20 protein-coding genes and 1 riboswitch are annotated in these 25,508 nt (G+C 43.9%); of the genes, 13 read left to right on the forward strand and 7 right to left on the reverse strand.

Going from position 1 to position 25,508, the window contains the following annotated elements:
- Window positions 1-7: 7 nt before the first annotated feature.
- Window positions 8-544, reverse strand: coding sequence for a peroxiredoxin family protein (locus FM038_RS16840; protein WP_142874489.1), 537 nt, complete (start codon window positions 542-544; stop codon window positions 8-10).
- A gap of 177 nt (window positions 545-721) precedes the next feature.
- Here FM038_RS16840 and FM038_RS16845 point away from each other — a divergent pair, with 177 nt between their 5' ends.
- Window positions 722-1,156, forward strand: a complete 435-nt coding sequence (locus FM038_RS16845; protein WP_142874490.1) for a hypothetical protein — start codon at window positions 722-724, stop codon at window positions 1,154-1,156.
- 292 nt (window positions 1,157-1,448) lie between these two features.
- Here FM038_RS16845 and FM038_RS16850 read toward each other — a convergent pair whose 3' ends face one another.
- The 4 genes from FM038_RS16850 to FM038_RS16865 form a co-directional block, all read right to left on the reverse strand.
- Window positions 1,449-2,027, reverse strand: coding sequence for a thymidine kinase (locus FM038_RS16850; RefSeq protein WP_142874491.1), 579 nt, complete (start codon window positions 2,025-2,027; stop codon window positions 1,449-1,451).
- A gap of 182 nt (window positions 2,028-2,209) precedes the next feature.
- Complete coding sequence (locus tag FM038_RS16855) at window positions 2,210-3,778, reverse strand: Na+/H+ antiporter NhaC family protein (RefSeq protein WP_142874492.1); 1,569 nt, start codon at window positions 3,776-3,778, stop codon at window positions 2,210-2,212.
- A gap of 78 nt (window positions 3,779-3,856) precedes the next feature.
- A riboswitch (Lysine riboswitch) is annotated at window positions 3,857-4,075 on the reverse strand.
- 179 nt (window positions 4,076-4,254) lie between these two features.
- Window positions 4,255-5,178: an electron transfer flavoprotein subunit alpha/FixB family protein gene (locus FM038_RS16860; protein WP_142874493.1), complete on the reverse strand. Its 924-nt coding sequence runs from the start codon at window positions 5,176-5,178 to the stop codon at window positions 4,255-4,257.
- Window positions 5,178-5,927, reverse strand: a complete 750-nt coding sequence (locus tag FM038_RS16865; RefSeq protein ID WP_142874494.1) for an electron transfer flavoprotein subunit beta/FixA family protein — start codon at window positions 5,925-5,927, stop codon at window positions 5,178-5,180. Before FM038_RS16865 ends, FM038_RS16860 begins: the two co-directional genes overlap by 1 nt.
- Before the next feature lie 304 nt (window positions 5,928-6,231).
- Here FM038_RS16865 and FM038_RS16870 point away from each other — a divergent pair, with 304 nt between their 5' ends.
- The 11 genes from FM038_RS16870 (at window position 6,232) to FM038_RS16920 (ending at window position 21,751) form a co-directional block, all read left to right on the forward strand.
- Window positions 6,232-6,624 carry an H-NS histone family protein gene (locus FM038_RS16870; protein ID WP_142874495.1) on the forward strand — a complete coding sequence of 131 codons (393 nt, stop codon included), beginning with the start codon at window positions 6,232-6,234 and terminating at the stop codon, window positions 6,622-6,624.
- Window positions 6,625-6,790: 166 nt separating this feature from the next.
- The gene (locus tag FM038_RS16875) at window positions 6,791-9,853 is read left to right on the forward strand and encodes an amidohydrolase family protein (protein WP_142874496.1); all 3,063 of its coding nucleotides are present in this window, start codon (window positions 6,791-6,793) and stop codon (window positions 9,851-9,853) included.
- A 131-nt stretch (window positions 9,854-9,984) separates the two neighbouring features.
- Window positions 9,985-11,211 carry an amidohydrolase family protein gene (locus FM038_RS16880; protein WP_223293099.1) on the forward strand — a complete coding sequence of 409 codons (1,227 nt, stop codon included), beginning with the start codon at window positions 9,985-9,987 and terminating at the stop codon, window positions 11,209-11,211.
- A 109-nt stretch (window positions 11,212-11,320) separates the two neighbouring features.
- A complete protein-coding gene (gene rcsF / locus FM038_RS16885) occupies window positions 11,321-11,707 on the forward strand; it encodes an Rcs stress response system protein RcsF (RefSeq protein WP_142874497.1) in 387 nt (128 codons plus the stop codon).
- A 53-nt stretch (window positions 11,708-11,760) separates the two neighbouring features.
- A complete protein-coding gene (tsaA, locus tag FM038_RS16890) occupies window positions 11,761-12,483 on the forward strand; it encodes a tRNA (N6-threonylcarbamoyladenosine(37)-N6)-methyltransferase TrmO (protein WP_195873099.1) in 723 nt (240 codons plus the stop codon).
- Between the two features lie 17 nt (window positions 12,484-12,500).
- Complete coding sequence (locus FM038_RS16895) at window positions 12,501-13,139, forward strand: acyltransferase (RefSeq protein ID WP_142874498.1); 639 nt, start codon at window positions 12,501-12,503, stop codon at window positions 13,137-13,139.
- Window positions 13,140-13,358: 219 nt separating this feature from the next.
- Window positions 13,359-14,003 carry a DUF6445 family protein gene (locus tag FM038_RS16900; RefSeq protein ID WP_223292886.1) on the forward strand — a complete coding sequence of 215 codons (645 nt, stop codon included), beginning with the start codon at window positions 13,359-13,361 and terminating at the stop codon, window positions 14,001-14,003.
- A 584-nt stretch (window positions 14,004-14,587) separates the two neighbouring features.
- Window positions 14,588-15,604, forward strand: coding sequence for an IS110 family RNA-guided transposase (locus tag FM038_RS16905; RefSeq protein WP_142874499.1), 1,017 nt, complete (start codon window positions 14,588-14,590; stop codon window positions 15,602-15,604).
- A gap of 618 nt (window positions 15,605-16,222) precedes the next feature.
- Window positions 16,223-17,965 (forward strand): methyl-accepting chemotaxis protein, encoded by a 1,743-nt coding sequence (locus FM038_RS16910; protein ID WP_142874500.1) that lies wholly within the window; start codon window positions 16,223-16,225, stop codon window positions 17,963-17,965.
- Between the two features lie 768 nt (window positions 17,966-18,733).
- The gene (locus FM038_RS16915) at window positions 18,734-20,443 is read left to right on the forward strand and encodes a proline--tRNA ligase (protein WP_142874501.1); all 1,710 of its coding nucleotides are present in this window, start codon (window positions 18,734-18,736) and stop codon (window positions 20,441-20,443) included.
- A gap of 186 nt (window positions 20,444-20,629) precedes the next feature.
- A complete protein-coding gene (locus FM038_RS16920; protein ID WP_142874502.1) occupies window positions 20,630-21,751 on the forward strand; it encodes a patatin-like phospholipase family protein in 1,122 nt (373 codons plus the stop codon).
- Window positions 21,752-21,771: 20 nt separating this feature from the next.
- Here FM038_RS16920 and FM038_RS16925 read toward each other — a convergent pair whose 3' ends face one another.
- Window positions 21,772-22,485, reverse strand: a complete 714-nt coding sequence (locus FM038_RS16925) for an SGNH/GDSL hydrolase family protein (protein ID WP_142874503.1) — start codon at window positions 22,483-22,485, stop codon at window positions 21,772-21,774.
- 3 nt (window positions 22,486-22,488) lie between these two features.
- Window positions 22,489-24,438 (reverse strand): monovalent cation:proton antiporter family protein, encoded by a 1,950-nt coding sequence (locus FM038_RS16930; protein ID WP_142874504.1) that lies wholly within the window; start codon window positions 24,436-24,438, stop codon window positions 22,489-22,491.
- 183 nt (window positions 24,439-24,621) lie between these two features.
- Between FM038_RS16930 and dgcS the strand changes: the two genes are divergently transcribed.
- Window positions 24,622-25,503 (forward strand): diguanylate cyclase DgcS, encoded by an 882-nt coding sequence (dgcS, locus tag FM038_RS16935; RefSeq protein ID WP_142874505.1) that lies wholly within the window; start codon window positions 24,622-24,624, stop codon window positions 25,501-25,503.
- Window positions 25,504-25,508: the final 5 nt, after the last annotated feature.

Below are 25,508 nucleotides of genomic sequence, written 5' to 3' on the forward strand. Positions count from 1 at the left end.
TGACGAGTTATTTTGAGTTGTTTTCTAGAATGAACTCTGTGGCACTTTTTAAATTTGGATGATTTGGCTCTGAAATATTGGTTACCCAAACAATCTCCCCGCGGCGATTGATGAATACCGTCGTCGGGGTGCCATTCACACCATAAGCTTTAGCAGCGCTTTCACCTTGGACTAACGTTGGGAAGTTAATTCCACGATCCTTTAGGGTTTGTGCGGGATCGGCGCCCTCATCTTCGTTGAAACTTATGCCTAAGATCTGCAAGTCGCTATCACTGAAGTCCGCACCCAAATTCTCCAGTCCTGGCTGAAGTTTCTTACAATAGGGACACCAAGTTGCCCAAAAATGAATGATCGTTGGCTTACCCTTATATTCCTCCCATTGATGCAACAGTCCCTGTGGATCTGCAAGCTCAAAGTCTGGAGCGAATCTCGAATCTTCTTTAGCCTGTATTGAATGTGAATTAAATAGCAAAAGACTCATAATCATCAGATTGAATAGCAAAATTACCAGTTCAGATCTGGACCAAGGTATTCCATTTTTCATTCGATTTAATCCTTACGTTTTGCTTTCCAAGCTCTGGTTTAATAACCGAGCCTAACAATGAGCATAATTAACTCATAGCAATAGACCGAATAGATAAGCATTAATTTTCAGCTGAAACGAAATTTTTCTACGCTTTACACTATCTTTGTATATAAATACGCCAAAAAATTAAACAGTATGCAATCAAGGTTTAGTAAAAGTAGAGAACATATTTTCCAGATAACGGCTATTTTTAGCATGCTGTTTGCGCTAATTGGCTTTAGCTACAATGTCTGGCGAATGGAGGTAACCGAATATAACTCAACAATGCGTTCAGCGAGTTTCGAGCTGTTACTGCAACTATCAGAGCTTGAAGGCGTCATCTACGCTGCCTATTACGATAAAGATAAGCTTGCAGGGAATCCGAGAAAGGGCTGGATCAAAGTCAACTTGATTGCTGATTTAAGTATGATCACAGAAGCAGAACTTCAGGATGCCACACGAGCTCTCAAACAAGATTGGCAGTTACATTGGGATTCGATTGACGATGATGAAGCCAGTGTCAGTAAAGTAATAAAAAGGATTGATGATACGAGGGAGGAGGTAAGACGATTACTATTGAAATTGGAATAATGACAGATCCTAGGGCCTAGTTCCTTAGAAAAGATGGGGTACAGTAAGGCACAATCGAAGATATAGAAAATCTGCTGTAGATACGGCTGAGACCGTTGCTGGCATGGATGCCAGCGTCGAGCCCACATGGAAGTGTTTACGGCGTGTCGAAGAAGTATCTGCAATCCGCCTGCTGCAAGCAATGAACAACAATAACGCTATGGTATTTTGCCATCCAATAAATACCAAAGCACGGCAAATGAAACCTGTCTAAAAGGCTATTTGCAACTTGCTAGCAGACAAGTAACAAAGCTTAATCCCACAAAAACTCTCGAAAGTGTTTGCGGCAAACTGACTCGTAACTTTCATTACCACCGATAGCAACCTGCTCGCCTTCGCGCATAGGCTTGCCTTCATCATCGAGTCTCACAACCATATTAGCCTTACGACCACAGTGACAGATGGTTTTAAGCTCAACCAATTTATCAGCCCATGCTAAAAGATACTGACTGCCAGTAAACAGTTCACCTTGGAAATCAGTTTTGAGACCATAACAAAGCACTGGGATATTCAAAATATCGACAACATATGTCAGCTGCTTCACCTGCTCTTTACTTAAGAACTGTGATTCATCGATAAGGATACAATGCTGTTGTTGCTCACTGTGCGCAGCGGAGATCATTTCGGCAATATTGTCGTTACTACCAAATACCAGTGCATCAGCCTCTATTCCGATCCGCGATGCTACTTTCCCCACGCCATATCTGTCATCAATCGATGCAGTCATGACTAAGGTATTCATGCCACGCTCACGATAATTATATGATGACTGTAACAGCGAAGTAGACTTGCCGGCATTCATTGCCGAATAGTAAAAATAGAGCTGTGCCAAACTGATATTCCTTATAGATAGATTCATCGATAGCTTAACACTTTTTCAGGGAGAAAATCATGCCCCAACGCCTATAGCGCTCACAAGACAAATAGAAGACAGCTACAAGACAAAAAAATACCGCTCCATTGAGCGGTATTTAAGATCTAGCTAGTGTGCAAGGTCATTATTAAGCAAAGCTATTAAGCCGTGCCTTGTCTCGACTTTACTCTAAGCACTAAGATACTAATCACAAACACAATGCTACACGCTGCTAACCCAGCCATCAGAGATTCAGTGAACCCCAGAACGGTGTAGCCCACTAAACTGATCCCCGCGACAATCAAGGCATAAGGTAACTGAGTGATCACGTGATCAATATGGTGACAGTTTGCGCCCGTTGAGGAGAGGATAGTCGTATCTGAGATAGGCGAACAGTGATCGCCAAATACAGCACCAGCCAATACCGCTGCTAGCATAGGTAACATCATACTCGTATGAGTCCCCATCGCCATGTCAGCCGCGATAGGCAACATGATACCGAACGTCCCCCAACTTGTACCGGTAGAAAACGCCGTTAAACCTGCAAGTACAAATAATACGGCTGGTAGCAGTGCAAAGGGAATATTGCCCGATGCCAAGCTTGCCATAAATTTACCTGTCTCAAGTTGACCAATCACGCCGGCAATGGTCCAGGCAAATAACAAGATGTAGATAGCAGGTAGCATAGAGCGAGCACCGGCGACAATACCTTGTATGAAATATTGCTTGTCGAGCCCTTGGCTCAAAACGAAAGTCACTGTCGCCAAGAAGCCCACTAATGCACCGAAGAACAGTGATGATGCAACATCGGTATTTTCAAATGCGCCTAGAATACTGAAAGGCTTTCCATCGGCGGCTAAGGCGTCTCCACCGCTACTGACCATGAAATAAAACGTCGCACATACCAGTACGATAATCGGCAGGAATAAGCCTAAGATCTTACCGTTATCGGCTTCAGGTAAGTCAGAGTTTGCGCCCGGTGGTAGGCCCTTACTTTCATCATATAAATTACCTTTCTGCGCATTAAGCTCGTGCTGGCGCATTGGACCCACATTGAGATCCATACAGGCAACACATAACAACAATAACAAGGCAAAAATAGCGTAGAAGTTCATCGGGATCATTTGAATGAAGACACTCAAGTGACCAGTATCAGTGAAACCATGGGCCGTTAAAATACCGCCAATCAGCGCGATAATATAGGCGCCCCAGCTCGATACTGGCGAGATCACGCAGATTGGTGCGGCGGTAGAATCAAGTAGGTACGCAAGCTTACTGCGTGAAATATAATATCTGTCCGTTAATGGCCTGGCGACACTGCCTACCACTAAGCTATTAAAATAATCGTCGATAAACACCACGCAACCTAAGAACATGGTGAGTAACTTGGCATCACGTTTACACTTAATGCGGGTTCTAGCCCAATCAGCAAAGGCATTTGCAGCGCCGCTGACGGTGATCAGCGCCGTTATCATGCCCAATAAGATTAAGAAGCCGAGCAAGTATAGGTTCCAGGCATTTAACGCACCATCATCCCAGAATAGTCCTACTACTTGCTCACCAAGATACTGCCCCGAACCGGCAACAGAAAAGTCGTTTATTAATACGACACCGAGTAATATTCCCAATCCCAAAGAGAGTAGAACGCGACGAGTAACAATTGCCATCAGAATAGCAACCACAGGGGGCAGCAATGAAAGCGCCGAATCGGCGTAACTTAAAGTTGTCATTTAATTATTTTCTTCGTTTTAAGTACGAATGGAGGCTGCTGAACTGGTGGGATATAAATGATATCTGAAAACACCTGTCCTATCAGTAGCGCTCCATAGTAATACCATTAATTTAAGGGTATAAAATTTTCTTACCTTCCGGGTAAGAAATACTATGGCAGTGCTGCACCTATTCGATACAGCCCCAGCAGTAATCCGTGATATGTATTACTACTTCGGCACTAAACCCTTTCATGATAGATAAGCGGTATCAACCTGACTATCATTACTGATGTTTAATGCACCTCTACTTTTCAGGACGTTTGCGATACTGAGCTTGAGTCGTACTTAGCGACAGCTCGAAAACGTGAAGTTCATAAAAACATAAGCGGCTTTGGAGATTCTACCCCAAAGCCGCCTATTGTGACCAATGTCACGTTTATTTTAGGTCAATTGGAAAGTAATTTACCTTCTGACCACATTTACGTAATAACTATTTATAGTAACTCAAGCAACTGAGGCACGGCCTCAAACAGATCTGCTTCCAAACCATAATCGGCAATTTGGAAGATAGGTGCTTCAGGGTCTTTATTAATCGCCACAATCACTTTTGAGTCTTTCATTCCAGCAAGGTGCTGAATCGCGCCGGAGATCCCCACTGCAATATAGAGATCAGGGGCGACGATCTTACCTGTTTGACCCACTTGTAGATCGTTAGAAACAAACCCCGCGTCAACCGCAGCACGTGACGCGCCAAGCGCCCCACCTAACTTATCTGCAAGCTGCTCGAGTATGGCGAAGTTCTCACCACTACCTAAACCACGACCACCAGAAACAACCACTGAGGCAGCCCCAAGCTCTGGACGCTCAGATTTAGATAATTCTTGAGAAACGAATTGAGTTAATGAATCATAAACCTTGTCGATAGCGACGGTATCAGCGCTACCGTCGTTAGCTGCTGCATCAAAAGCACTAGAGCGAACAGTCAACACTTTCTTGTCATCAAGACTCTGCACCGTTGCTAATGCACTGCCCGCAAAGATTGGTCGCACGAAAGTATCTGGACTCACCACTTCAATCACTTCAGATATTTGAGCCACATCTAAAAGTGCTGAAACACGAGGAAGTGTGTCTTTACCTAAGCTAGATGCCGCCGCAAGAATATGCTCATACTCAGTAGCAAGTTCAACGATCAGTTGCGAAAGATTATCGGAAAAGCCATTGGCATATTGTGCAGCGTCAGCCACCAATACGTGTCTGACACCTGAAAGTTGCTTGGCCGCTTCCACAACTGCATCACAGTTATGACCAGCAACCAAAACGTCAATATCACCACCAATAGCTTGTCCACAAGTGACAACTTTGGCTGTATCCAGTTTTAGGCTGGCATTATCATGTTCTGCTAATACTAAAGTTGCCATTAGATCACCTTCGCTTCATTTTTTAACTTGTCAGCCAGTTCTGCAACAGAAGCCACCATCACACCGCCTTTACGTTCAGCCGGTGGAGTGACCTTCAATATTGTTTGATGTTGCTTCAAACTCACGCCTAAATCATCAATGGAAACCGTTTCTAGAGGCTTGCGTTTAGCTTTCATGATATTGGGTAATTTTGCGTATCTAGGCTCATTTAAACGTAGATCAGCAGTAACAATGGCAGGAAGTGAAACCGTTATACTCTGCAAACCACCATCAACCTCACGCGTCACAGCGAGTGTATCACCCTCGATTTTAACCTCTGAGGCAAAAGTGGCTTGTGGCATATTAGCCAATGCCGCTAACATCTGCCCAGTCTGGTTGTTATCACCATCGATAGTCTGTTTGCCCAAAATGATCAGTTGTGCCTGCTCTTTTTGCTGAACCGCATTGAGTAGCTTAGCAATAGATAAAGGGACTAACGCCTCGTCTGTTTCAATATGTATGCCGCGATCAGCACCTAAGGCCATCGCTGTGCGCAACTGCTCTTGTGCCGCTTTAGGGCCTACTGTTACGACCACAACTTCAGAAGCAACACCCGCTTCTTTTAAACGCACGGCTTCTTCTACTGCAATCTCACAAAAAGGGTTAATCGCCATTTTCAAGTTAGCGGTATCGACATCGGTATTATCAGCGTTCACTCTGACTTTTACGTTGGCATCGACGACGCGCTTAACAGGCACCAATACTTTCATAGGGCTTCCTTCTTACGTCATATTTTGAGGAGTTGAGTATAGGTTAACACCCACACAAAGTAGACCCACTCTACGTGCTGTTAACGTTAACGTCAATAAGGTTTCAAACGCTTGTTTGTATTTTTAATGATACAGGTATAATTAAGGCTAATTTCGACTGCAAATAATATCAATATTTCCTACAACTGTTAAATTTAAATATATATTCATGCAATAAACAAAATATTATTTGATCCTTGCCCTAATAATTCCTATTATTAGGCTTGTAATTAATACTCACTTGAAATAATTGGACCAAATAATTATGAGCGATTTTCTTGAAATACTTACTCATGGCCGCCGTTTTAAAGCCGCAGTAAAAGAACTGTCAATTGAAGATTTAAAAGAACTAGCGGTGAAACTTGATAAAGTTATCTCAGAAAGAGATGCTCAAGCCGAAGAAGAAGCGGCTGTGAATGCAGAAAGAAACGCCAAAATTGATGATATTCGCAAGCAGATGGAAGCCGTAGGTCTATCTATTGATGATCTTGGTTCAAATGAGATTAAAGCCGTACCTAAGAAACGTGCACCTCGCCCAGCTAAATATACTATAGCTGTAAATGGTGAAGCGATTACTTGGACGGGTCAAGGCCGTATGCCTACAGTATTTAAAAATGAGCTAGATAAAGGTCGTACTATGGAAGACTTCCTCATCTAAATCACTTCCCTCAATCGGAAGTTGTATATTAAGCCGGCTAGCGCCGGTTTTTTTATATCTGTTTTGTAGCAATAATTATAAGAAAAATTACAATTACTCCTTGGTATTTACATCGCATTTCAGATAATCTCACCCTACGTACCGCAAACTATAGTTAATGTCTAAAATGAGTCATATAATAAAAACCATAACGATAATCACGACATTATTTTCATTTAGCACCGCTTATGTACAAGCTAATAACCAACTAACTGATAATACACCAAAATTAACAGCCCTATCTCATGCGACATTAATGATTGAACCTGGTCACAGTATCGAAAATGCGACGCTGTTGATTAAAAACAATAAAATAATTGATGTTATTAAAAATGATAAAGTACCAGCACACGCACTTACCATAGATCTCAGCGGCTACACCATTTACCCAGGATTTATAGATCCCTTCACCGAATACGCTATCGAATTTGAATATCAAAAAGTAGAAGTGACGCCGCCTATTTATGAAATTAAACGTATAGGTGGAAATGCTGAGAATGGGGCTATTCATTCTGAAAAAGAATGGGTGAACTATGTTTCACCTAATTCCGACGATGCCAAGAGTTGGGTCAACAACGGATTCACCAGTGTTCAATCAAGTTATTTAGACGGTATCTTCCGTGGCAGAGGCGTGACATTATCTTTAGCTGAAAAAAATGCCAACCAAGTTATTTATCAAACCCACGCAAGCCATTTCTTAGCATTTGATAAAGGCAGTTCACCTCAAGATTACCCTAGCTCGCTAATGGGCAGTATTGCCCTTATTCGACAAACCTTTGCCGATGCTGCCTGGTATGGACAAAATAGACACAAATCATTTTCAAAATCAGAAACTCAATTAATCGAATTTAATAGTGCCCATGCAGCACTTGCTGATATAGAAGATGAGCAAATAGTTTTTGATACTGCAAATTTAAATAATCAACTCAGGGCCGCTCACTTATTAAGCAAACATGAGTATAATGCGACTTTACTGGGTAATGGCCAAGAGTATGCCCGCATTGATGAGCTCAAATCCTATGGCTATGGTTTAATTCTGCCACTGAATTTTCCAGCCGCTCCCCTCGTTGGTGATGATGACAACGAAAGAGAAATTAGCTTAGCGCAGATGCGTCATTGGGAACGTGCTCCCGCTAATTTAAAAGCGGTTGAACAAGCAGAGATTCCATTTTCTTTAACTCAACACGGCATTAAAGCTGAAGATTTCTGGCCCAGACTTAGACAAGCGATTAAGTATGGCTTGAGTGAGCAAACAGCCTTGGCAGCACTGACCACTGAAGCCGCCGAAATGGTTGGTACCAGCGAATTTACTGGTCGTCTTAAAGCTGGATTTATGGCCGACTTAGTGATCACTAAAGGTAATATCTTCCAAGAGGGAAAGATACATAGCATCTGGCTACAAGGCGATGAGCAACAGATAATTAACAGAGATACCGCACCACTGAACTCAAATTATCAGCTACAGATCGGTGAACTGACGTTAGAACTTGCTATATCAAATGAAAAGGCTGACCTATCGGGTACCCTGTCCAGTGGTGAGCAGGAGCTTACACTTGCTCAAATCAGTTACCTTAACAAGCGCCTTAACTTTAATGTCGACATGACAGCAGCAGGCTTTGATGGCATCAACCGTTTCACCTTATGGTTTGATGAGCAAGGTATACGTGGTCGCATGTTAGATAAAGCTGGCATGGTAACCCCGATTGCAGGACTCGTTAGCGCTAAAGCAATCGCTCCCCAAGATGAAAAGCATAATGAACCTATCGAACTTATCTCAAATGTCACTTTACCCAATGTGGCCTACGGCAGAAGTACCTTAGCCAAGAGTGAGAAGCTACATGTCAGCAACGCCACTATCTGGACATCCGATAAGCAAGGTGTATTAGAAAACAGCGACATCATCCTCTCTCGAGGTAAAATTGAACAAATAGGTAAAAACCTTAAAACGCCTTCGGGCTACCAGCATATCGATGCCACAGGCAAACACATCACTGCTGGCATTATCGATGAGCACTCACACATTGCGATAAATGGTGGTACGAACGAAGGTACGGATGCCATCACCTCAGAAGTGCGCATCGGCGATATCATCAACCCCGACGACATCGCGATTTATCGCGCCGCTGCAGGTGGCGTAACCACAGCTCAACTGCTTCATGGCAGTGCCAATCCCATTGGTGGTCAAGCACAAGTGATACAAATGAAGTGGGGTGAGAATGCCAACGGCTTAAAATATAGTCCGGCACCAGCAAGCATCAAGTTTGCTTTAGGTGAAAATGTAAAACAGAGCAACTGGGGCGATAAATTTAACCGACGTTTTCCCCAAAGCCGTATGGGGGTTAAATCGCTATTTACAGAGGCCTTTAATGAAGCCATTGCCTATGAAGCATCAATTAAACGCTATCAAGACTTAAGAGGCAGCGAGAAACGCAGACGTGTCGCACCCAAAATCAACTACCGTTTAGCGGCTATTGCCGAAGTATTACAGCAAAAACGTGACGTACATATTCATTCATATGTGCAATCTGAAGTCTTAATGTTTCTCCGTTTAGCCGAAACTTATGACTTTAAAGTCAAAACTTTCACCCATATTCTTGAAGGTTATAAAGTTGCCGAAGAGATGGCTATACATGGCGCCTCAGCTTCAACGTTCTCAGATTGGTGGGCTTATAAATTTGAAGTTTATGATGCCATTCCGCAAAACACGTGTTTGATGCAGAACAAGGGCGTGCTCACCAGCATTAACTCCGATGATTACGAAATGCAACGCAGGTTAAATCAAGAAGCGGCAAAATCTATGATGTATTGTGACATGTCAGCTGAGGATGCCTGGAACATGATCACCATCAACCCGGCGATTCAACTGGGAATTGATGAGTACATAGGTTCAATTACAAAAGGTAAACAAGCCGATATCGTCCTCTGGGATCACTCTCCTCTGTCTGTGTACGCCAAAGTTGAAGCAACCTGGATTGAAGGAAAGCGTTACTTCGATCGCCAAGCTGATAAACGACAACAAACAGCAGTGACCACAGAAAGAGCGGCGTTAATTCAAAAAATACTCCTCAGTGAATCGACGCCTAGCAGCCTACCGCCGGGTGAAACGGTCATTGAGACGAGTGAACCCGAATGGCACTGTGACACCCAGTATGATGTTTGGCATCAAGCACGTTTATTGGGAGGTCTGTAATGAAGATGACTATTATGGTGGTAAATATGGCTGTAAATATGGCAGCAAAGCCGCTTGTGACCGCCAAGCAGCGGTTGCTCACTTTAGGGCTTAGCTTGGGACTTATCTTGGGACTAGGTTTAGGGGCAAGCATGCCCGTACAGGCCCACGACATGGTCCCGGGCGAAGCGCAATCGGCAGCAATATTATTTACCAATGCCACCCTACATACGGCCATTGATGGTGTTAAAGTCAATACTGACCTGCTTATTGAACAGGGTCAAATAACTGCAATGGGTCAAAATATTATTGCCCCCGATGCCATCCGCATCGATGTCACGGGCAAGCATATCTATCCGGGTCTAATAGCCCTTGATACCAGCTTAGGCATAGTGGAAGTTGAGATGATGCGCCCGAGTAACGACATTTACGAAGTCGGTCAGAGTAATCCTCAGTTAGAGGTGATAACAGCTTTTAACCCAGATTCGGAGATCATTCCCACCATACGTGTTAACGGCATAACCCATGCTCAGGTTGTCCCCCAAGGTGACAGCCTAGCCGGACAATCCTCTGTGGTGTCACTAGATAGCTGGACAGTAGAAGATGCACTCGTGCCGAGCACTAAAGCATTTCACCTCTATTGGCCACGCTTAGGTCGCCTGCCCCATGACAAAGAAAAACGTCAAGAGCAGAATGATGAATATAATCAGCAAGTGAGCGATGTCAGCGCGGCTTTTTCTGACGGCTATCGCTACTTTTTAGCGAACAAGGCCGGCAAAGTCGCCACAGTCGACCTACGCTGGCAGGCGTTACTGCCTCTTTATCAAAAAAATGCTCAGTTATTTGTGCATGCCAACCGTCAAAAACAGATAGAAGAAGCGGCTTCTTTAGCTAAGAAGTATGGTTTCAGTCTGATTATTGTGGGTGGTTATGATGCCTGGCGACTCGGTGATCTCCTCAATGAAATCAATGCTAAGGTTGTCTATACCCGCACTTTAAGCCTACCGATGAGAAAAGATGAGCCTATCGACTTAAGCTTTAAGATCCCCTCACTGCTTAAGCAAGCTGAGATCCCTTTTGCCCTAGGCTTTTCGTCAGACTGGAACAGTCGTAACCTCCCCCTAGCAGCGGGGCAAACTGTGGCTTATGGACTCACCAAACAGGATGCATTGAAAAGTGTCAGCCTAGATGCCGCCAGAATACTCGGCATTAACGATATGGGCGCACTTGCTGTCGGTTATAAGGCTAACTTAGTGATCTCTAAAGGCGATATCTTAGATCCGATGGAAACCAAGATTGAGCAGGTCTATATCGACGGCCGCAAAATTGATCTCAATAATCGTCAACAACAGCTTTATCAAAAGTACCTAAAGCGCTAGACTCCCTCCAATAGGCCATAAAAGACCGCCTTTTATGGCCTTAGCTATTTTTACTGGTGTACTCATAAATAGTACTTGAATAAGTCTATTGTAATAACAGGCCTGAATAATGAAAACCCTATTAATCCCTGCCCTTGTTTTAATGCTTAGCGCCTGTGCCGGCGAATACAAATTTAACAGTAACCTAAGCGGTGAAGCCATCGATGACTATTTTAAAGCATCGGATGTGACTCTCTATGAGAACTCATTGGCGCCAAAACCACCCTACGAGATTATCGGCCTAGTCGAAGGTGAGACGTGCCAGGAACAAGCCAACGATGCACCAGCGGATATCAGTGTAGCGCGCACACTTGCCCGAAGAGCTGCTGCCGATAAAGGTGCTAATGGTTTAATTATCAAAAAATGCCTAGTTGTAGAAGAGCAAACTCAAGGTTGCTTCAGCCGTGCGATCTGTTTGGGACAAGCAATAAAAAGCCCGCAAACAGGCAGTCAATAACTGACAAGCAATAATCAGACAAACAATCTATCAGCAATTCAAAGAAACCATCAATGAGTTTTAAGAGTCAAATCGAAGCTGTGGCGTACTGTCGTACGCCCTATAAACAGAAGTTTGGTATCCCCAGGCAGCCTGGCCTTGTCAGCGCAGCAAGAGGTTTTGTCGAACTGCAAGCCCCATTCAATCATATCGATACCGTCAGAGGCCTGGAGCAATACTCTCACCTATGGTTAGTTTTTTGTTTCCATGAGAACCTTGAGCAAGGCTGGAAAACCACGGTACGTCCACCGCGTCTTGGGGGGAATGAAAAAATGGGTGTGTTTGCTACTCGCTCTACTTTCAGACCTAATGGCCTTGGTCAGTCTGTAGTCAAGCTACATAAGATCCATCAACGCAAGGGCTACGTGGGCTTAGAGATCTCAGGTATGGATCTACTCGATGGCACCCCAATCATAGACATTAAGCCCTATATCCCCTTCTCGGATTCGCTGCCGGATGCCCTAGGGGGCATTGCCCATGAAGCCCCCGTTTTAACCGATGTTACGTTTAGTCAGCTAGCTAAACAACAGCTCCAAGGTTATCAAAAACAAGAGATGTACCTTCATCTTGAAGCCTTGATCATCGGTGTACTGGCTCAAGACCCGCGCCCAGCCTATAAGAAAGCCAAGGCCGACCCTAAGCTATACCAAGTTGCACTTTATGACTTAGATATTCTCTGGCGAGTGATAGACGATACCATCCTTGTACAAGAGATAGTCGCGGGTACCTCGGTATAATTGCATAGAAGAATCCAATGACGAAGCCCGCCTCCAAGCCGATGACGAAACAAGCGTATCAAGCCCAGCATAAAAAGCGTATGTCTTACATGCCCTGGCTCTACTTCAATCTAAAACCTAAGTTATTGGCTTGGGCCAAACCTTGGCAAGATGAAGTGCAGGCTCAGCTTATGGCGCTAGAAACCATCAGCTTCGGCGATAACTGCTTCATCGCTCCCGAGGCAAACCTGTTCGCAGAGCCAAACCGAAGCATCACAATCGGCGATCAATGCATGATAGCGGCGGACAATTTCCTTCACGGCCCCATCAGCTTAGGCAATGAGGTCGCCATCAACCATGGCTGCTCATTCGATGGTGGCAGCGCGGGGATCATCATAGGCAATCAAACACGTATTGCTAACAATGTGACCATTTACGCCTTTAACCATGGCATGCATCCAGATAGCCCGATTTACCAGCAAAATGCTAACTCTAAAGGTGTGATCATAGGCAAAGATGTCTGGATAGGCGCACAAGCAGCCATTGTCGATGGTGTCACCATAGGTGACTGCGCCGTTATCGGCATGAACGCCACCATCACTAAAGATGTAGCCGCTTATGCCATTGTTGCTGGAAACCCAGCAAAGGTAATAGGTGATAGAAGGGATAAGGTATAGGGATCCTCAACTGTCCCCCAATTGGCTAAAGCTTTCGACATTAGAACAAATCTATTTTAAGTTATGCTCAATAGCTAACACAAAGAACAAAAGCAACAATCAATAGTGCTAGTTACCTCAGTGTTTACATTAAAGAGCCAATAAAAATTATAATGAATCCCAAAATAGATAAGAAAGATCCATCCCTTTTAATACCTTCGAATGCACCTCAACTACCCTATGAACAACCTGAACTGGGTAAAAACTATTGGATTGCCGACAACGTTTTTTAGCGATACAGAAGCGACTACAATAGCTAACCGCTGTTTTAACATAAAAAAATGGAAACTGGGTAAGCCCTACACCAATGAATTGTGGCCCGGTATGCGCGGAAAGAAAGCGTTAAAAACCAGTGAACTCACAAGAGTAGAAAGCTGGGTTAAGTCCATAATCGGTGTAGACAAGATATGGACTGTACAGGATGAAAATGTTGTCGTTGACAGTAACACCGCTATTCTTGTTGGGAGTAAAGAAGGTAATGCCCGACCACATACCGACAGCCGAAAGTTATGTCGTTATGCCGCGGTATTATACCTAAACAAACACCCACAACCCGATGCAGGAACAAGCTTCTACCGTTTAAAATATAATAATGGCTCACTGGGTGGCAATCTTGTCAGGTACCCTTATATGAACTTAGTTGACGCACTTAAAACAAGCAGCCTGCCCTTAAACGCCTGGGAAGAAGACATCAGTATTGAGAACCGCTTTAACAGGCTATTTTTATTTAAAGGCAATATGGTTCACAGCGCGTCAACATATTTTGGCGAAGACAAAAGGGATAAGCGACTCGCTATCACCTTCTTTTGGATGATAGAGGATTAAGCTTTAGTTAAAGTGGTTGTTCACTTGTCGAATAACAAGTTACTGAAATACTTGTTGTGGGTTCATTTGGCTGGTTTGGTTATTGGTTGGATTGCAGAGCACCAAAGCTTCATGCTTTTCTATCACCTGTAGCGGGCGAATGTGCAAACACTACAGTGGGTCGCTGACTCTTGATTTCATAAGAGCCGTTCTTATACCAATTCCATTAAACATATGATCAATTCAGAACTTTCTCAGGGCTTTAAATTCAAGGCGCATTGTTGATGAAATGGTTATTCCCTTTCGAGGCAATGCAACGCAGAAGTAGAAGCCCTGAGAAGCTCACGAAGTGCGGGTTTAAAAACACTTTAAGCTGCGAAAGTGGCTTTCGATATAGAATAACTATTAGCTTCAATCCCCTTACCTTGCCTACAGCGTTTTTAACTCCCGCTGAATGGTCACTTGTTTAATGGAAATGGTATTATACACTCAGCGGCTTCATCTGACCTACATGGATAATGGAATGGACCCATCCACTTTTAATCGGCCTCGCAATGGGCCACGATGTAGTTGCTAAAACTCATCAGAAAGAGGACGGGTCCACCATGAAGATTACTACAGTTGGTTTAGATATCGCAAAGTCTGTTTTTCATTTTGTGGGTGTGAACAGAGCCGGAAAGCTAGTCAGAAAGAAGATGATTAAACGCACCGAGTTAATTCACTTCTTTTCTCAAGTAGAGCCTTGCCTTGTCGTAATGGAAGCCTGTGGCGGTGCTAATTATTGGGCTAGAGAGTTTCAAAAAATGGGTCATGAGGTCAAGCTAATCGCTCCTCAATACGTTGTCCCGTACAGACAGGGAAATAAAAACGACTACAACGATGCGTTTGCCATTGCTGAAGCAGCCCAACGGCCTAACATGCGATTTGTACAGCCTAAGCCTGTCGAGCAACAGGATGTCCAGATGCTACACCGTATGAGAGAAAGACTAAACAAGCAGTCTACAGCGCTAGTCAACCAAGTAAGAGGAATGCTCGCTGAGTACGGTATTGTAATAGCAAAAGGCAAAGCATCTTTTAGGTCAAAACTGCCTGATCTTTTAGAAAACGCTGATAATGCACTAACAGTAAAAGGTCGAAGCATATTTTATCAGCTGTATGAAGAGTTTACGGACATAGATACAAGGCTTAAAAGTTGTGATATGCAAGTACTACAAGAAACCAAAAGTAACCATGTATGCCTACGTTTAGAAGCAGTACCAGGTATAGGTCCTGTGACGGCTACCGCTTTTTATGCGGCAGCAGGTAACGGCAAAGATTTTACTAATGGCAGGCATTTTTCCGCTTGGTGTGGGCTCGTACCAAAGCAGCACAGCAGTGGCGGTAAAGATAATTTGCTTGGCATTAGCAAACGCGGCAATGCTTATCTTCGCACTTTATTTATCCACGGAGCAAGAGCTGTACTGCGCCATAGTGATGGTAAAGTGGATAGATTCAGTCGCTGGGCAGTCGCACTGGCGGAAAGGCGAGGATTTAACAGAGCCTGTGTTGCAGTGGCTAACAAGCTTGCTCGAATAGCGTGGGTCATCGCTGCGAGAGAGGAAGAATACCAAATGGTCGACTAAAAAATCAAAGTCGCCGTTAGTGTTATAAAGATAAGATTTAACCCACCACCAAGTTGCTTAGGCAATTGATTTGATGATGAGACAGTCAGACTGATCTACTTAAAACCTGTTCCCTCCATAGGCTCTAAAGAAGCCGTAAGGATGATAAGGAAAGTAGAAGCAGATATCCATCAGGGCCAGAGGATAACCTCAATAACAGGCCGAATATATGGGTGCAATGAACTTTTCTCAGAATTGATATCGAATGTCTTGCAAACCGGATGGGTCCATATATGTAGGGCTGTTACCAAGTGCCGCCCTCCTAAGAACCATACGTGCAACTTAGATTATAATCTAGCTCAACTCCCAATAAATGATCCAACTAAATAATTAAATAACTAAATAACTAAATAACTAAATAACTAAATAACTAAATAAAAATCCATTCATAATTTGTTATGAATAATATTCACCCTTGCCTTCAAACATTTTGTTAACACCTGCACTTTAGTGTTTAATGCAAGAACTAATGTTCATTTTGTTGATCTGCACAACATTTATTATATAAATATCTCTGTAGTTTACTGGGCTTATCAGTTGTACCCGACGCTAAGAATAAATTCCTTATAAGGATATACAATGGCAAACAACTTATCATTCAAAGTAAAAATACTCTCTACGCTATTACTTATATTAATTGCTACTGTTTCAACCTCATTTTTCAGTATTAACTACTATCTCAGTCGTTATATTTTAGAAAATGAACAAAAAAACATTATTGCTCAGACTCGTTTAGTCAAAACCCAAATAACAGATGAGTTAAACAGTAAACTACAATTAGCAGAGACCCTAAACCTAAAGGGTGCCTCTCTGAGTGAAATCACTAAAACTGCTGGGTTCTCATCTATAATCAGCATAGTCAATGGCTTAGTCACCAGTGATAAAGGGCCAATTAATGACTCAACACAAGCAGGAAAACTCATAGAGCAACTTACTCAAGTCACAACGACGAGCGTAAGTGATATCTTTTACCAGAATAAAACACCACTTTTAAGCCTGGTGATTCCAAGTGGAAATGGCAACGGAAGTATATTCTACGTTGAGCTAACAAAAATCCAAAACAGCCTGTCTCAAGCCAGTCTTGATGGACAGTATATTCAACTTATCGATTCTCAGAACCAGATTTTATATTCTAATAAAACCGATGGGGAATTAACGCCCTATGTCGATAAATTAAATATTGGCAATAAGACCTGGATCCTCACCTCCTATCTCGATAATGATCGCATAGCCGATAACACTAGTAGCCTAAGTCTGGATATCACTTTAGCCTTACTGATTGTTTCCATTATTACCGTGTCCGTTAGCTGCTTTATTATTAACGGCACATTCAAACATCTCAGCTCACTGCGTAATATTATTGTTGGCCTCTCCAGAGGCGATGCTGACTTGACGCTCCGACTCGACGTATACAGTCAGGACGATCTAGGCAAGATTGCCGGAGGGATCAATAGTTTCATCGAGAACTTACAAAGAATGCTGCTGGATGTGTCTCAGTCCAATCGAGGGATACAACACGAAATTGATGAACTAACAGATAAAACTAACTCCAATAAAGCCCTATTAAACGCTCATACTCTAGAAACTGAGAAAGTCGTCACTGCCATTAATCAGATGAGTGCAACAGCAGAGTCAGTCGCACAGAGCGGCGCAAGGGCAGCAGAATTTACTCAATCGACCAGCGAGGAAGCAGAGCGTTCAAAAATTGTTGTTCAGCAGGCGGCTGATAGTTTATCGGAGCTGGCTCAGCAGGTCGACGACATGGCTCTCTCAATTGGCAATATGAACCAGGACTTTGAAAAAATAGATGCTGTACTACGAGTGATTGGTGAAATTGCCGAGCAAACAAACTTGCTGGCACTCAATGCAGCAATTGAAGCCGCTAGAGCCGGTGAGCAGGGGCGAGGTTTTGCCGTGGTTGCCGATGAAGTTAGGGCATTAGCCGCACGCACTCAACAAAGTACCTCTGAAGTTGACAGAATGCTGAGCAATTTACGCTCAGCAACCACATTGGTGGTCTCCTCTATGGACTCCACCAAGAAGAGTTGTAGCAACACAGTGGACACCACCTCACGAGTAATGGGATCCCTTGAGAATATGACCTCATCCATAACTAAGATCAATGACTTAACCACTGAAATTGCATTTTCAGCAAAAGAGCAGAGTGTCGTAACAGAAGATGTGAATATCAATATGATTGAAATTCACGAGATGATCAGTCAGCTGAGCAATAATGCCGTAGACACAGTCGAAAGCACACAACGTCTCATCCAGGCCAATGTACAGCTAAACGATGTCGTCGGAGGCTTCAAACTCAGCTAGAGACAAAATATGTGATTAATGAAAAGGGCTGATCACTGTCTTGTAGAACAGCCTGTGTAGATGCGACTGACTAGCTGCCATAAAAGGGATTTTTTGGCTGAGATCCCATGGCCGATTTTGTTCAATACAAAATTTGGCATTCCCACCACTGATCCATAGATATATGGGAAATGTCTTTAAAGCGTCTGGAACGCCTAATACCAATCAGTATAAAGATGTGATCGCTCAGCGAGAGTTTAGCGCTTCAGAGGCAAGGTCATAAATTGCTCCTGCATTAATGACATTCAGAACATCCATGTTCTTTGCAACGAGTGAAGAGCATAGTTATTCTACGTACTAGCTCGTTAACACAGCATCAGATGCGCTAAAACTCGCCTTTCAGGAGTGTTTTTGGCCGCCTACTTCTTCGTTGAATAGCTTCACAAGGGAATAACCATTCCATCACCTATTCAGCTTGAATTAGTTTGCCAAAAATAACTCTGAGTAGATCACTTTCTTATACTGATTGGTATAAGACCATAGCGATCAGATGTGCTTGCGGCGGTTCACTGACCCTTCTCAAGCACATGCCTCGCCAGCCAGACGGTCAATAACCATCAAAGTACGACCTTCAAACAGACACCTAAATATCAACAAAGCCCAATAACCCCCAATGAAACCAAACAAAAATGTAATAAGCCTTCATCCCAAGGGGCAATAAACTTGGTGACATCATATTCTCAGGTGATAAAATGTCGGCCAATTAATTTTCTAAACTGGATATCGGTAATGCGCGTTAGCAAGTACCTGCTTTCAACACAAAAAGAGACCCCTGCAGATGCAGAGGTGATCAGTCATCAATTAATGTTACGTGCCGGCATGGTACGTCGAAACGCTTCAGGCCTATATAGCTGGTTGCCGACAGGTCTTCGCGTATTGCGCAAGGTAGAAGCTATCGTTCGTGAAGAGATGAACAAGGCCGGTTCTGTTGAAATCTTGATGCCTATGGTGCAGCCTGCCGATCTTTGGCAAGAGACTGGCCGCTTTGAAAAGTTTGGTCCAGAACTGCTTCGCTTCCAAGATCGTCATAACCGTGATTTCGTGCTTGGCCCGACTCACGAAGAAGTGATCACCGATATTGTTCGTAAAGAAGTTAATTCTTACAAGCAACTACCGCTGAACTTGTTCCAAATCCAAACTAAGTTCCGTGATGAAGTGCGTCCACGTTTCGGCGTGATGCGCTCACGTGAATTCTTGATGAAAGATGCTTACTCTTTCCATCTGGATCAAGAGACCATGGATGAGACTTATGAGTCAATGTTCCAGGCGTATAGCAACATTCTAAACCGCCTAGGTCTAGCGTTCCGCCCAGTGATGGCAGATACGGGTTCTATCGGTGGCAGCATGTCACACGAGTTCCATGTACTGGCTAACAGCGGTGAAGACTTAATTGCTTACTCAACTGAAAGCGATTACGCAGCCAACGTCGAAAAATGTGAAGCGCCACTGCCGACAGAGACTCGTCAAGCTGCAACCAGCGAGATGACTCTTGTCGATACGCCTAACGCTAAGACGATTGCAGAGCTCGTTGAGCAGCATGATATCGCTATCGAAAAGACAGTGAAGACACTGATCGTTAAAGGTGATTCAGAGGAAGCGCCGCTTGTGGCACTCGTGATCCGTGGTGATCATGACCTGAACGAAGTCAAAGCCGAGAAAATCCCTGCAGTATTGACGCCGTTTGAATTTGCCGATGAAGCTGATATTCGTAAAGCTATCGGTGCAGGTCCTGGCTCTATTGGTCCTGTTGGTCTTAACATTCCGGTATATATCGATCACGGCGTAAGCGTCATGAGCGATTTCGGTGCCGGTGCAAACCAAGACAACAAGCACTACTTTGGCATCAACTGGGAGCGTGACCTTCCAGAAGCTGAAGCATTCGATCTACGTAATATTATCGAAGGTGAACCTAGCCCATGTGGCCAAGGTACTATCGCACTGCTTCGCGGTATTGAAGTTGGCCATATCTTCCAGCTTGGCGACAACTACTCTAAAGCGATGAACGCTAACGTCCTCGACAAGAATGGTAAGGCGAAAACCTTATTGATGGGTTGTTATGGCGTGGGTGTGAGCCGCATGGTTGCTGCTGCAATTGAGCAGAACCACGATGACCGCGGTATTATCTGGCCAGAAGCGATTGCCCCATTCAAGGTCGGTATCCTACCGATGAATATGCATAAATCTCATCGTGTTCAAGATAAAGCCGAGCAGCTTTATAAAGACCTGAATGATGCCGGTTTCGAAGTACTGTTTGATGACCGTAAAGAGCGTGCTGGTGTGATGTTCGCCGATATGGAGCTTATTGGTCTGCCTCACGTTGTCGTGATTGGCGATCGCAATATCGATGGTGGTGTATTTGAATACAAGAACCGCCGCACCGGTGAGAAGCAAGAAGTACCATTCGATCAGATCGTTGAATTTTTAAAATCAGCAAAATAACTGATTGAGTTACAACTAAGCGATAACGCTTAAAAGTAACAATATAAGCGCATACACTATTTGTAGTGTGTGCGTTTTTTTATGCCTGACTTTCACCATACTTCAGAGAATTTATTTCAGACTCCCTTGATTTTCTTCTATATATGAGGCTTTAATTAAACAAGCATCTTCAGAGGGGAGAAAAAATTGCCAGAAAAGACAGCATTGGTACTCGGTGGTGGTGGCGCTCGAGCCGCCTATCAAATAGGCGTACTCAAGGCCATTGTGCAGTTCTATCCACGTAATCATGGCATTCCATTTAAAATCATCTGTGGTACCTCAGCGGGGGCGATTAACGGGACCTCTATTGCTACCCATGCATCTTGTTTTCATTTGGGAGTGCGTAAACTCGAATGGGTGTGGCGAAACTTTCATACCGAGAAGGTCTACAAGTCCTCCAGCCGTGGAATTTTAGGGCATTTGGGCAGAATGTTATTAATGAGCCTGCAAGACGACAGGGTTAACTCCAATGCGGGCAGTCTGTTTAATAGTGAGCCGTTAAGAGTGCTGCTTAATCAATTAATTAACTTCGCTAGAATTGACAGAAATATTGACAGCGGCGCGCTTAATGCCCTGAGCATAGATACCTCATGCTACAACACTTCAAGATCGGTGACATTTTTTCAGGGCAGTCATGATATTTCAGACTGGCACAGAGATAGACGCAGCGGACAACGCACCCAGCTCAATACTGAGCACTTACTAGCAAGCTCTGCTATCCCATTAATATTCCCGTCGATTAAGCTCAATCAGGGCTATTACGGCGATGGCTCAGTCCATCAACTTGCGCCCTTAAGTAGTCCGATTCATTTAGGCGCCAAAAAGATCATGGTGATTAATCTGGAAAGCCCTCATAAGCAACAGCCCCAAGAGTTAGAACATCACCCAAAGACCGCAACCATTACTGGCCACCTGCTCGACACTATCTTCTCAGATACGCTCAACAGTGATTTAGAAAGACTAGAGCGGATCAATGGCACCCTTAAACTCATTCCAGAGGAAAAACGAAAATCTTTGCCCTTAACCAATATTGAAACTTTAGTCATTAAGCCCAGTGAAGACCTGAGTCAAATGGCCTCTCACTTTTATCATAATATGCCTTTTGCCGTCAAAGCCATGCTTAGGCCTATTGGCATTAAACAAGACACGGATTCGAGTATTGTCTCCTACCTGCTTTTTGAGCAAGCCTATTGCAGTGCACTGATCGACTTAGGCTATCAAGATGCCATGTGTCAGATTGATGAGATAAGAGCATTTTTCGAGATTTGATGATCCACAGATGTGCCAGTTTACTGTATCGGGCTAACTCTTCTTTCGATGACTCTTGCAACATGGCTTCCCCATATTCGGTACACTTTAGGACCTGGATGAAAACCGTCGCTTGCCATATCTGATGCTGCTGGTTTGAGCGGAATTTCCACCAACTCACATTCATCATGATGCTCGATGAGTCGATTAAGCTTGTGGTTAAAGGCTTTCGCTCTGAGGCCCAGAAACCACCTCAGTGGCTGTGGGAAGGCAGGAAAAAGATGCATCGGTGGAACCGCTGTCATCAATATATGTTGAGTCGAACACTGCTTTTTAAGTAACGTAATTAATCGAGCTTGCTGCTCAATCCAACGATTCTCTCTTAATGGACTCAATAGGTCATTCACCCCAAGAGACACCAACACCACATCGACATCTGCCATGCTCTGGCCTAGCAGAGTATCGATAAGATCTAAGGTGGTGTTGCCTGATTTAGCCACCAATGACCAGCTTACACTGTATGTTTGGGCGAGTTCACGCGATAAGCAACCGCTTAACGCATCATCTTGCGTCATCACCCCGACTCCAGCAGCAGCTGAGTCACCAATCACTAGCACAGTCAATGGCCTACCTTCACCTAATCGGCCACTACGACCGCCTGAAGGTTCAGCTAAAATCGGCGTCACTTTACGCACATGGCGCCCCTGCAACAATAATAAAGGGCCAATAAAAATCAGTATGAAGTAATAAAACATGCTTTATCCCTGCAATAGATAGATTTCAGCCTTCTCAATCCTTCTTGGCTTGCCTAAAATAATCAAGGTATCACCGGATCGGATAATCCAATCGAATTCGGGATTTTCAACTTCAGCACCACAACGTCTCACGGCGCGTAACTCAATTCTCAGCTTTTCCCAAGGAATATCAGCCAATGTTAGGCCAACTGCATTAGCGCCTTTTGGTAAGGCGACCGCATGTAAATGTTCTAAGGTAAAGTCTGTTTCAGCCCCAGAGAAGAAACCGTGCAGATACTTGTAATGGTTACGACGTTCATATTCTAGCCTCTTCAAGATGCGCGTTAATGGCACGCCACATTGATAAAGAACCTGTGATACTAACATCAGGCTGCCTTCCAATGTTTCTGGGATCACCTGGCTTGCCCCGGCCTCTTCTAACTCTTGCATACCGGTATCATCACGAGTACGGACTAATATTTTCGCATCAGGAGCGAGCTGGCGACACAGAGGCAAGACTTCTTCGAGAATACGACTACTGCTAAACGTCAGTACGATTAACTTCGCCTCCCTGATTTTGGCCTGCTTGAGTATGCTGCGTTTACACACATCTCCGAAGTAAACTGGCTCTCCGGCTTTACGTGCTTCAGAAACCCTGGTTGGGTCTAAATCCAACACTAAGAAAGGGACCGCTTCTGTCTTCATAAATCGGGCGATAGTCTGGCCTACTCGACCATAGCCCAATATCAAGACTAAATCGTTTTGATGCTCAATGTTAGGCTCAATCGTTAAGGTTTTCTCAGCCTTAGAGCTGACGCCCTGAAGCCTGCGAGCGATGTCTACACTATGGCGAACTAACCAAGGGGCAATAGCCATAGATAACACGGCCACCATGACCAGCTTAGTACTCAACTCTATGTCCAGTAACTGGTAGTTTACTGCTAATGCCAAGACCACAAAACTAAATTCACCCACCTGGGCTAAGCTCAGAGCTGTCGACACTGAGATCCTGAATGATTCTTTAGCTAATCTTAATAAGGCAAACACTACTAAGGCTTTACCGACGATGACAGCAATGAGAATAAGAAGAATTTGCCACCAAAATTGCAGCACTAATGAGAAGTTAATCAACATACCGATAGAGATAAAAAACAGCCCCATAAGAAGATCTCTAAAAGGCCTGATGTCGGCTTCCAACTGTCGCTTATATTGGCTCTCGCCCAGTAGCATACCCGCCATAAAAGCGCCTAATGCCATCGATAAGCCCAGCCATTGAGTTAACGCGCCCGTTAACAAGGCAACCACTAAGGTTGAGAGCATGAATAACTCATTGGAACGTGAACGAGCGACTTCATCAAAAAGCCGTGGTAAGCCCCATTTACCGAATGCCATTAAGGCCACAAACGCAAGCACGCCTTCGACTAAGGCATAACCAATGCTTTGTATCGACAAGGTTTCACCGCCACTAGCAAGTAGTGGAAGCAAGATTAACAGAGGAACAACCGCCAGATCTTGAAATAGCAATACACTGACAGAAAGCTCACCATGACGGCGCCTCAGCCAGCCTTGTTCATTGAGTAGCTTGAGCACAATAGCGGTAGATGAAAGCGCAATAGCCGAGCCGACAACCAGTGACTCGACAATAGTTAGCGAACATAAGTAAGCAATACAAGACGCCAATAAGGTCGTCACCACCACTTGTGCGCTACCTAAACCAAATACTGTACGTCTCATTGCCCACAACCTTGGCAAAGAAAATTCCAGACCTAAGCTGAACATCAATAAGACAACACCCAGTTCTGCAACTGATTGCATCTGGTGCTGGCTAAACCAGTTAAAGCCCGAAGGACCGCTGATCACCCCAGTCACCAAGTATGCCAATATCGCAGGTAAACCCGCTCGCTTCAATATAGCAATAGAGATAATAGCGATGACAAGCATCGAAAGCACTTGGATAAGAAAGCTGTGTTCCATTCTAAATATCAACTCCGAGTCAAAAAACTGGCATAGGTTTTACATCACTGACACTAGAAAGATTAACTGAATGACAAATAAAGACAAATTTAATTAACAAAAATTTAGGCACACTTATTGCTTGGTACTATATAAGCGCAGAGAGTTAATCTCAGAAACACCGCATTCGATGGAGTACTTGTTATGGATTTTGGCCTGGCTACAGATTTTTATTCTGATGAACCAAGATACCAACCAGATTTACTGGGTTCTGGTACTCAGGAGCTTGATCTTGTGCAGATCATTCAGCAGCTACATGAAAGTTTAGACCCTAGGACAGTCTTTGCCTGTTTTGGCAAAATAATGGGACAACATTTGCCGATTGCAGGGATCAAACTCAGGTATAACAAATACCAGTTTTCGTGGGGAAGAAATCAAGGCTTAGTGATCAAACAAGAGTTAGTATATGAAGAGAAAATAGCGCGACTGGAGTACAGCTTAACGTCTCCACTCATGCCATCACAAGCCAAACAGTTACAACAGCTACAGACATTAGTCATTTTGCCGCTCTTTAATGCGACACAATTTCAAGACATGTCACAACAAGCTATGTATGACTCATTAACCCGCTTAGGTAATCGTCATTACTATATTGAAAGTTTAAAGAAAGCAATTGCGACTTCAAGCCGACATAACAACGCACTGTCAATTGTGATCTTAGATCTCGATAATTTTAAAACACTCAATGATGTATATGGCCATCAGTTTGGTGACAACATTCTGTCTGAGTTTGGCTCAGTACTCACCAAAGCGATAAGAGATACTGATCAGGCATTTCGTGTCGGAGGTGATGAATTTGTCGTTTTAGTAAGAGGCGATTTATCGGCGGCCGAGATCTTATGCCAACGTATACTGAGTACTATGTCGACGTTGCCTTTGTTCAACAAGTACCAAGTTCAAACGAGTTTAGGTATTTCACAATGGAAACATGATGAAGCAGCCACCTCTTTGTATGAGAGAGCGGACAAGGCACTTTATCGTGCTAAAGCGGCGGGACGACGTTGTTTCAGATCGGATAAAAGTTAATTAAC

It is taken from the genome of Shewanella eurypsychrophilus (assembly GCF_007004545.3).
In the GTDB taxonomy this organism is placed as follows: Bacteria; Pseudomonadota; Gammaproteobacteria; order Enterobacterales; family Shewanellaceae; genus Shewanella; species Shewanella eurypsychrophilus.

Bases quoted from the DNA above. Each gene is read 5' to 3' on its own strand.
- FM038_RS16840 (WP_142874489.1), bottom strand. From the start codon at position 544: ATGAAAAATGGAATACCTTGGTCCAGATCTGAACTGGTAATTTTGCTA.
- FM038_RS16845 (WP_142874490.1), top strand. From the start codon at position 722: ATGCAATCAAGGTTTAGTAAAAGTAGAGAACATATTTTCCAGATAACG.
- FM038_RS16855 (WP_142874492.1), bottom strand. From the start codon at position 3,778: ATGACAACTTTAAGTTACGCCGATTCGGCGCTTTCATTGCTGCCCCCT.
- FM038_RS16860 (WP_142874493.1), bottom strand. From the start codon at position 5,178: ATGGCAACTTTAGTATTAGCAGAACATGATAATGCCAGCCTAAAACTG.
- FM038_RS16865 (WP_142874494.1), bottom strand. From the start codon at position 5,927: ATGAAAGTATTGGTGCCTGTTAAGCGCGTCGTCGATGCCAACGTAAAA.
- FM038_RS16870 (WP_142874495.1), top strand. From the start codon at position 6,232: ATGAGCGATTTTCTTGAAATACTTACTCATGGCCGCCGTTTTAAAGCC.
- FM038_RS16875 (WP_142874496.1), top strand. From the start codon at position 6,791: ATGAGTCATATAATAAAAACCATAACGATAATCACGACATTATTTTCA.
- FM038_RS16880 (WP_223293099.1), top strand. From the start codon at position 9,985: ATGCCCGTACAGGCCCACGACATGGTCCCGGGCGAAGCGCAATCGGCA.
- rcsF (WP_142874497.1), top strand. From the start codon at position 11,321: ATGAAAACCCTATTAATCCCTGCCCTTGTTTTAATGCTTAGCGCCTGT.
- tsaA (WP_195873099.1), top strand. From the start codon at position 11,761: ATGAGTTTTAAGAGTCAAATCGAAGCTGTGGCGTACTGTCGTACGCCC.
- FM038_RS16895 (WP_142874498.1), top strand. From the start codon at position 12,501: ATGACGAAGCCCGCCTCCAAGCCGATGACGAAACAAGCGTATCAAGCC.
- FM038_RS16900 (WP_223292886.1), top strand. From the start codon at position 13,359: ATGAACAACCTGAACTGGGTAAAAACTATTGGATTGCCGACAACGTTT.
- FM038_RS16905 (WP_142874499.1), top strand. From the start codon at position 14,588: ATGAAGATTACTACAGTTGGTTTAGATATCGCAAAGTCTGTTTTTCAT.
- FM038_RS16910 (WP_142874500.1), top strand. From the start codon at position 16,223: ATGGCAAACAACTTATCATTCAAAGTAAAAATACTCTCTACGCTATTA.
- FM038_RS16915 (WP_142874501.1), top strand. From the start codon at position 18,734: ATGCGCGTTAGCAAGTACCTGCTTTCAACACAAAAAGAGACCCCTGCA.
- FM038_RS16925 (WP_142874503.1), bottom strand. From the start codon at position 22,485: ATGTTTTATTACTTCATACTGATTTTTATTGGCCCTTTATTATTGTTG.
- FM038_RS16930 (WP_142874504.1), bottom strand. From the start codon at position 24,438: ATGGAACACAGCTTTCTTATCCAAGTGCTTTCGATGCTTGTCATCGCT.
- dgcS (WP_142874505.1), top strand. From the start codon at position 24,622: ATGGATTTTGGCCTGGCTACAGATTTTTATTCTGATGAACCAAGATAC.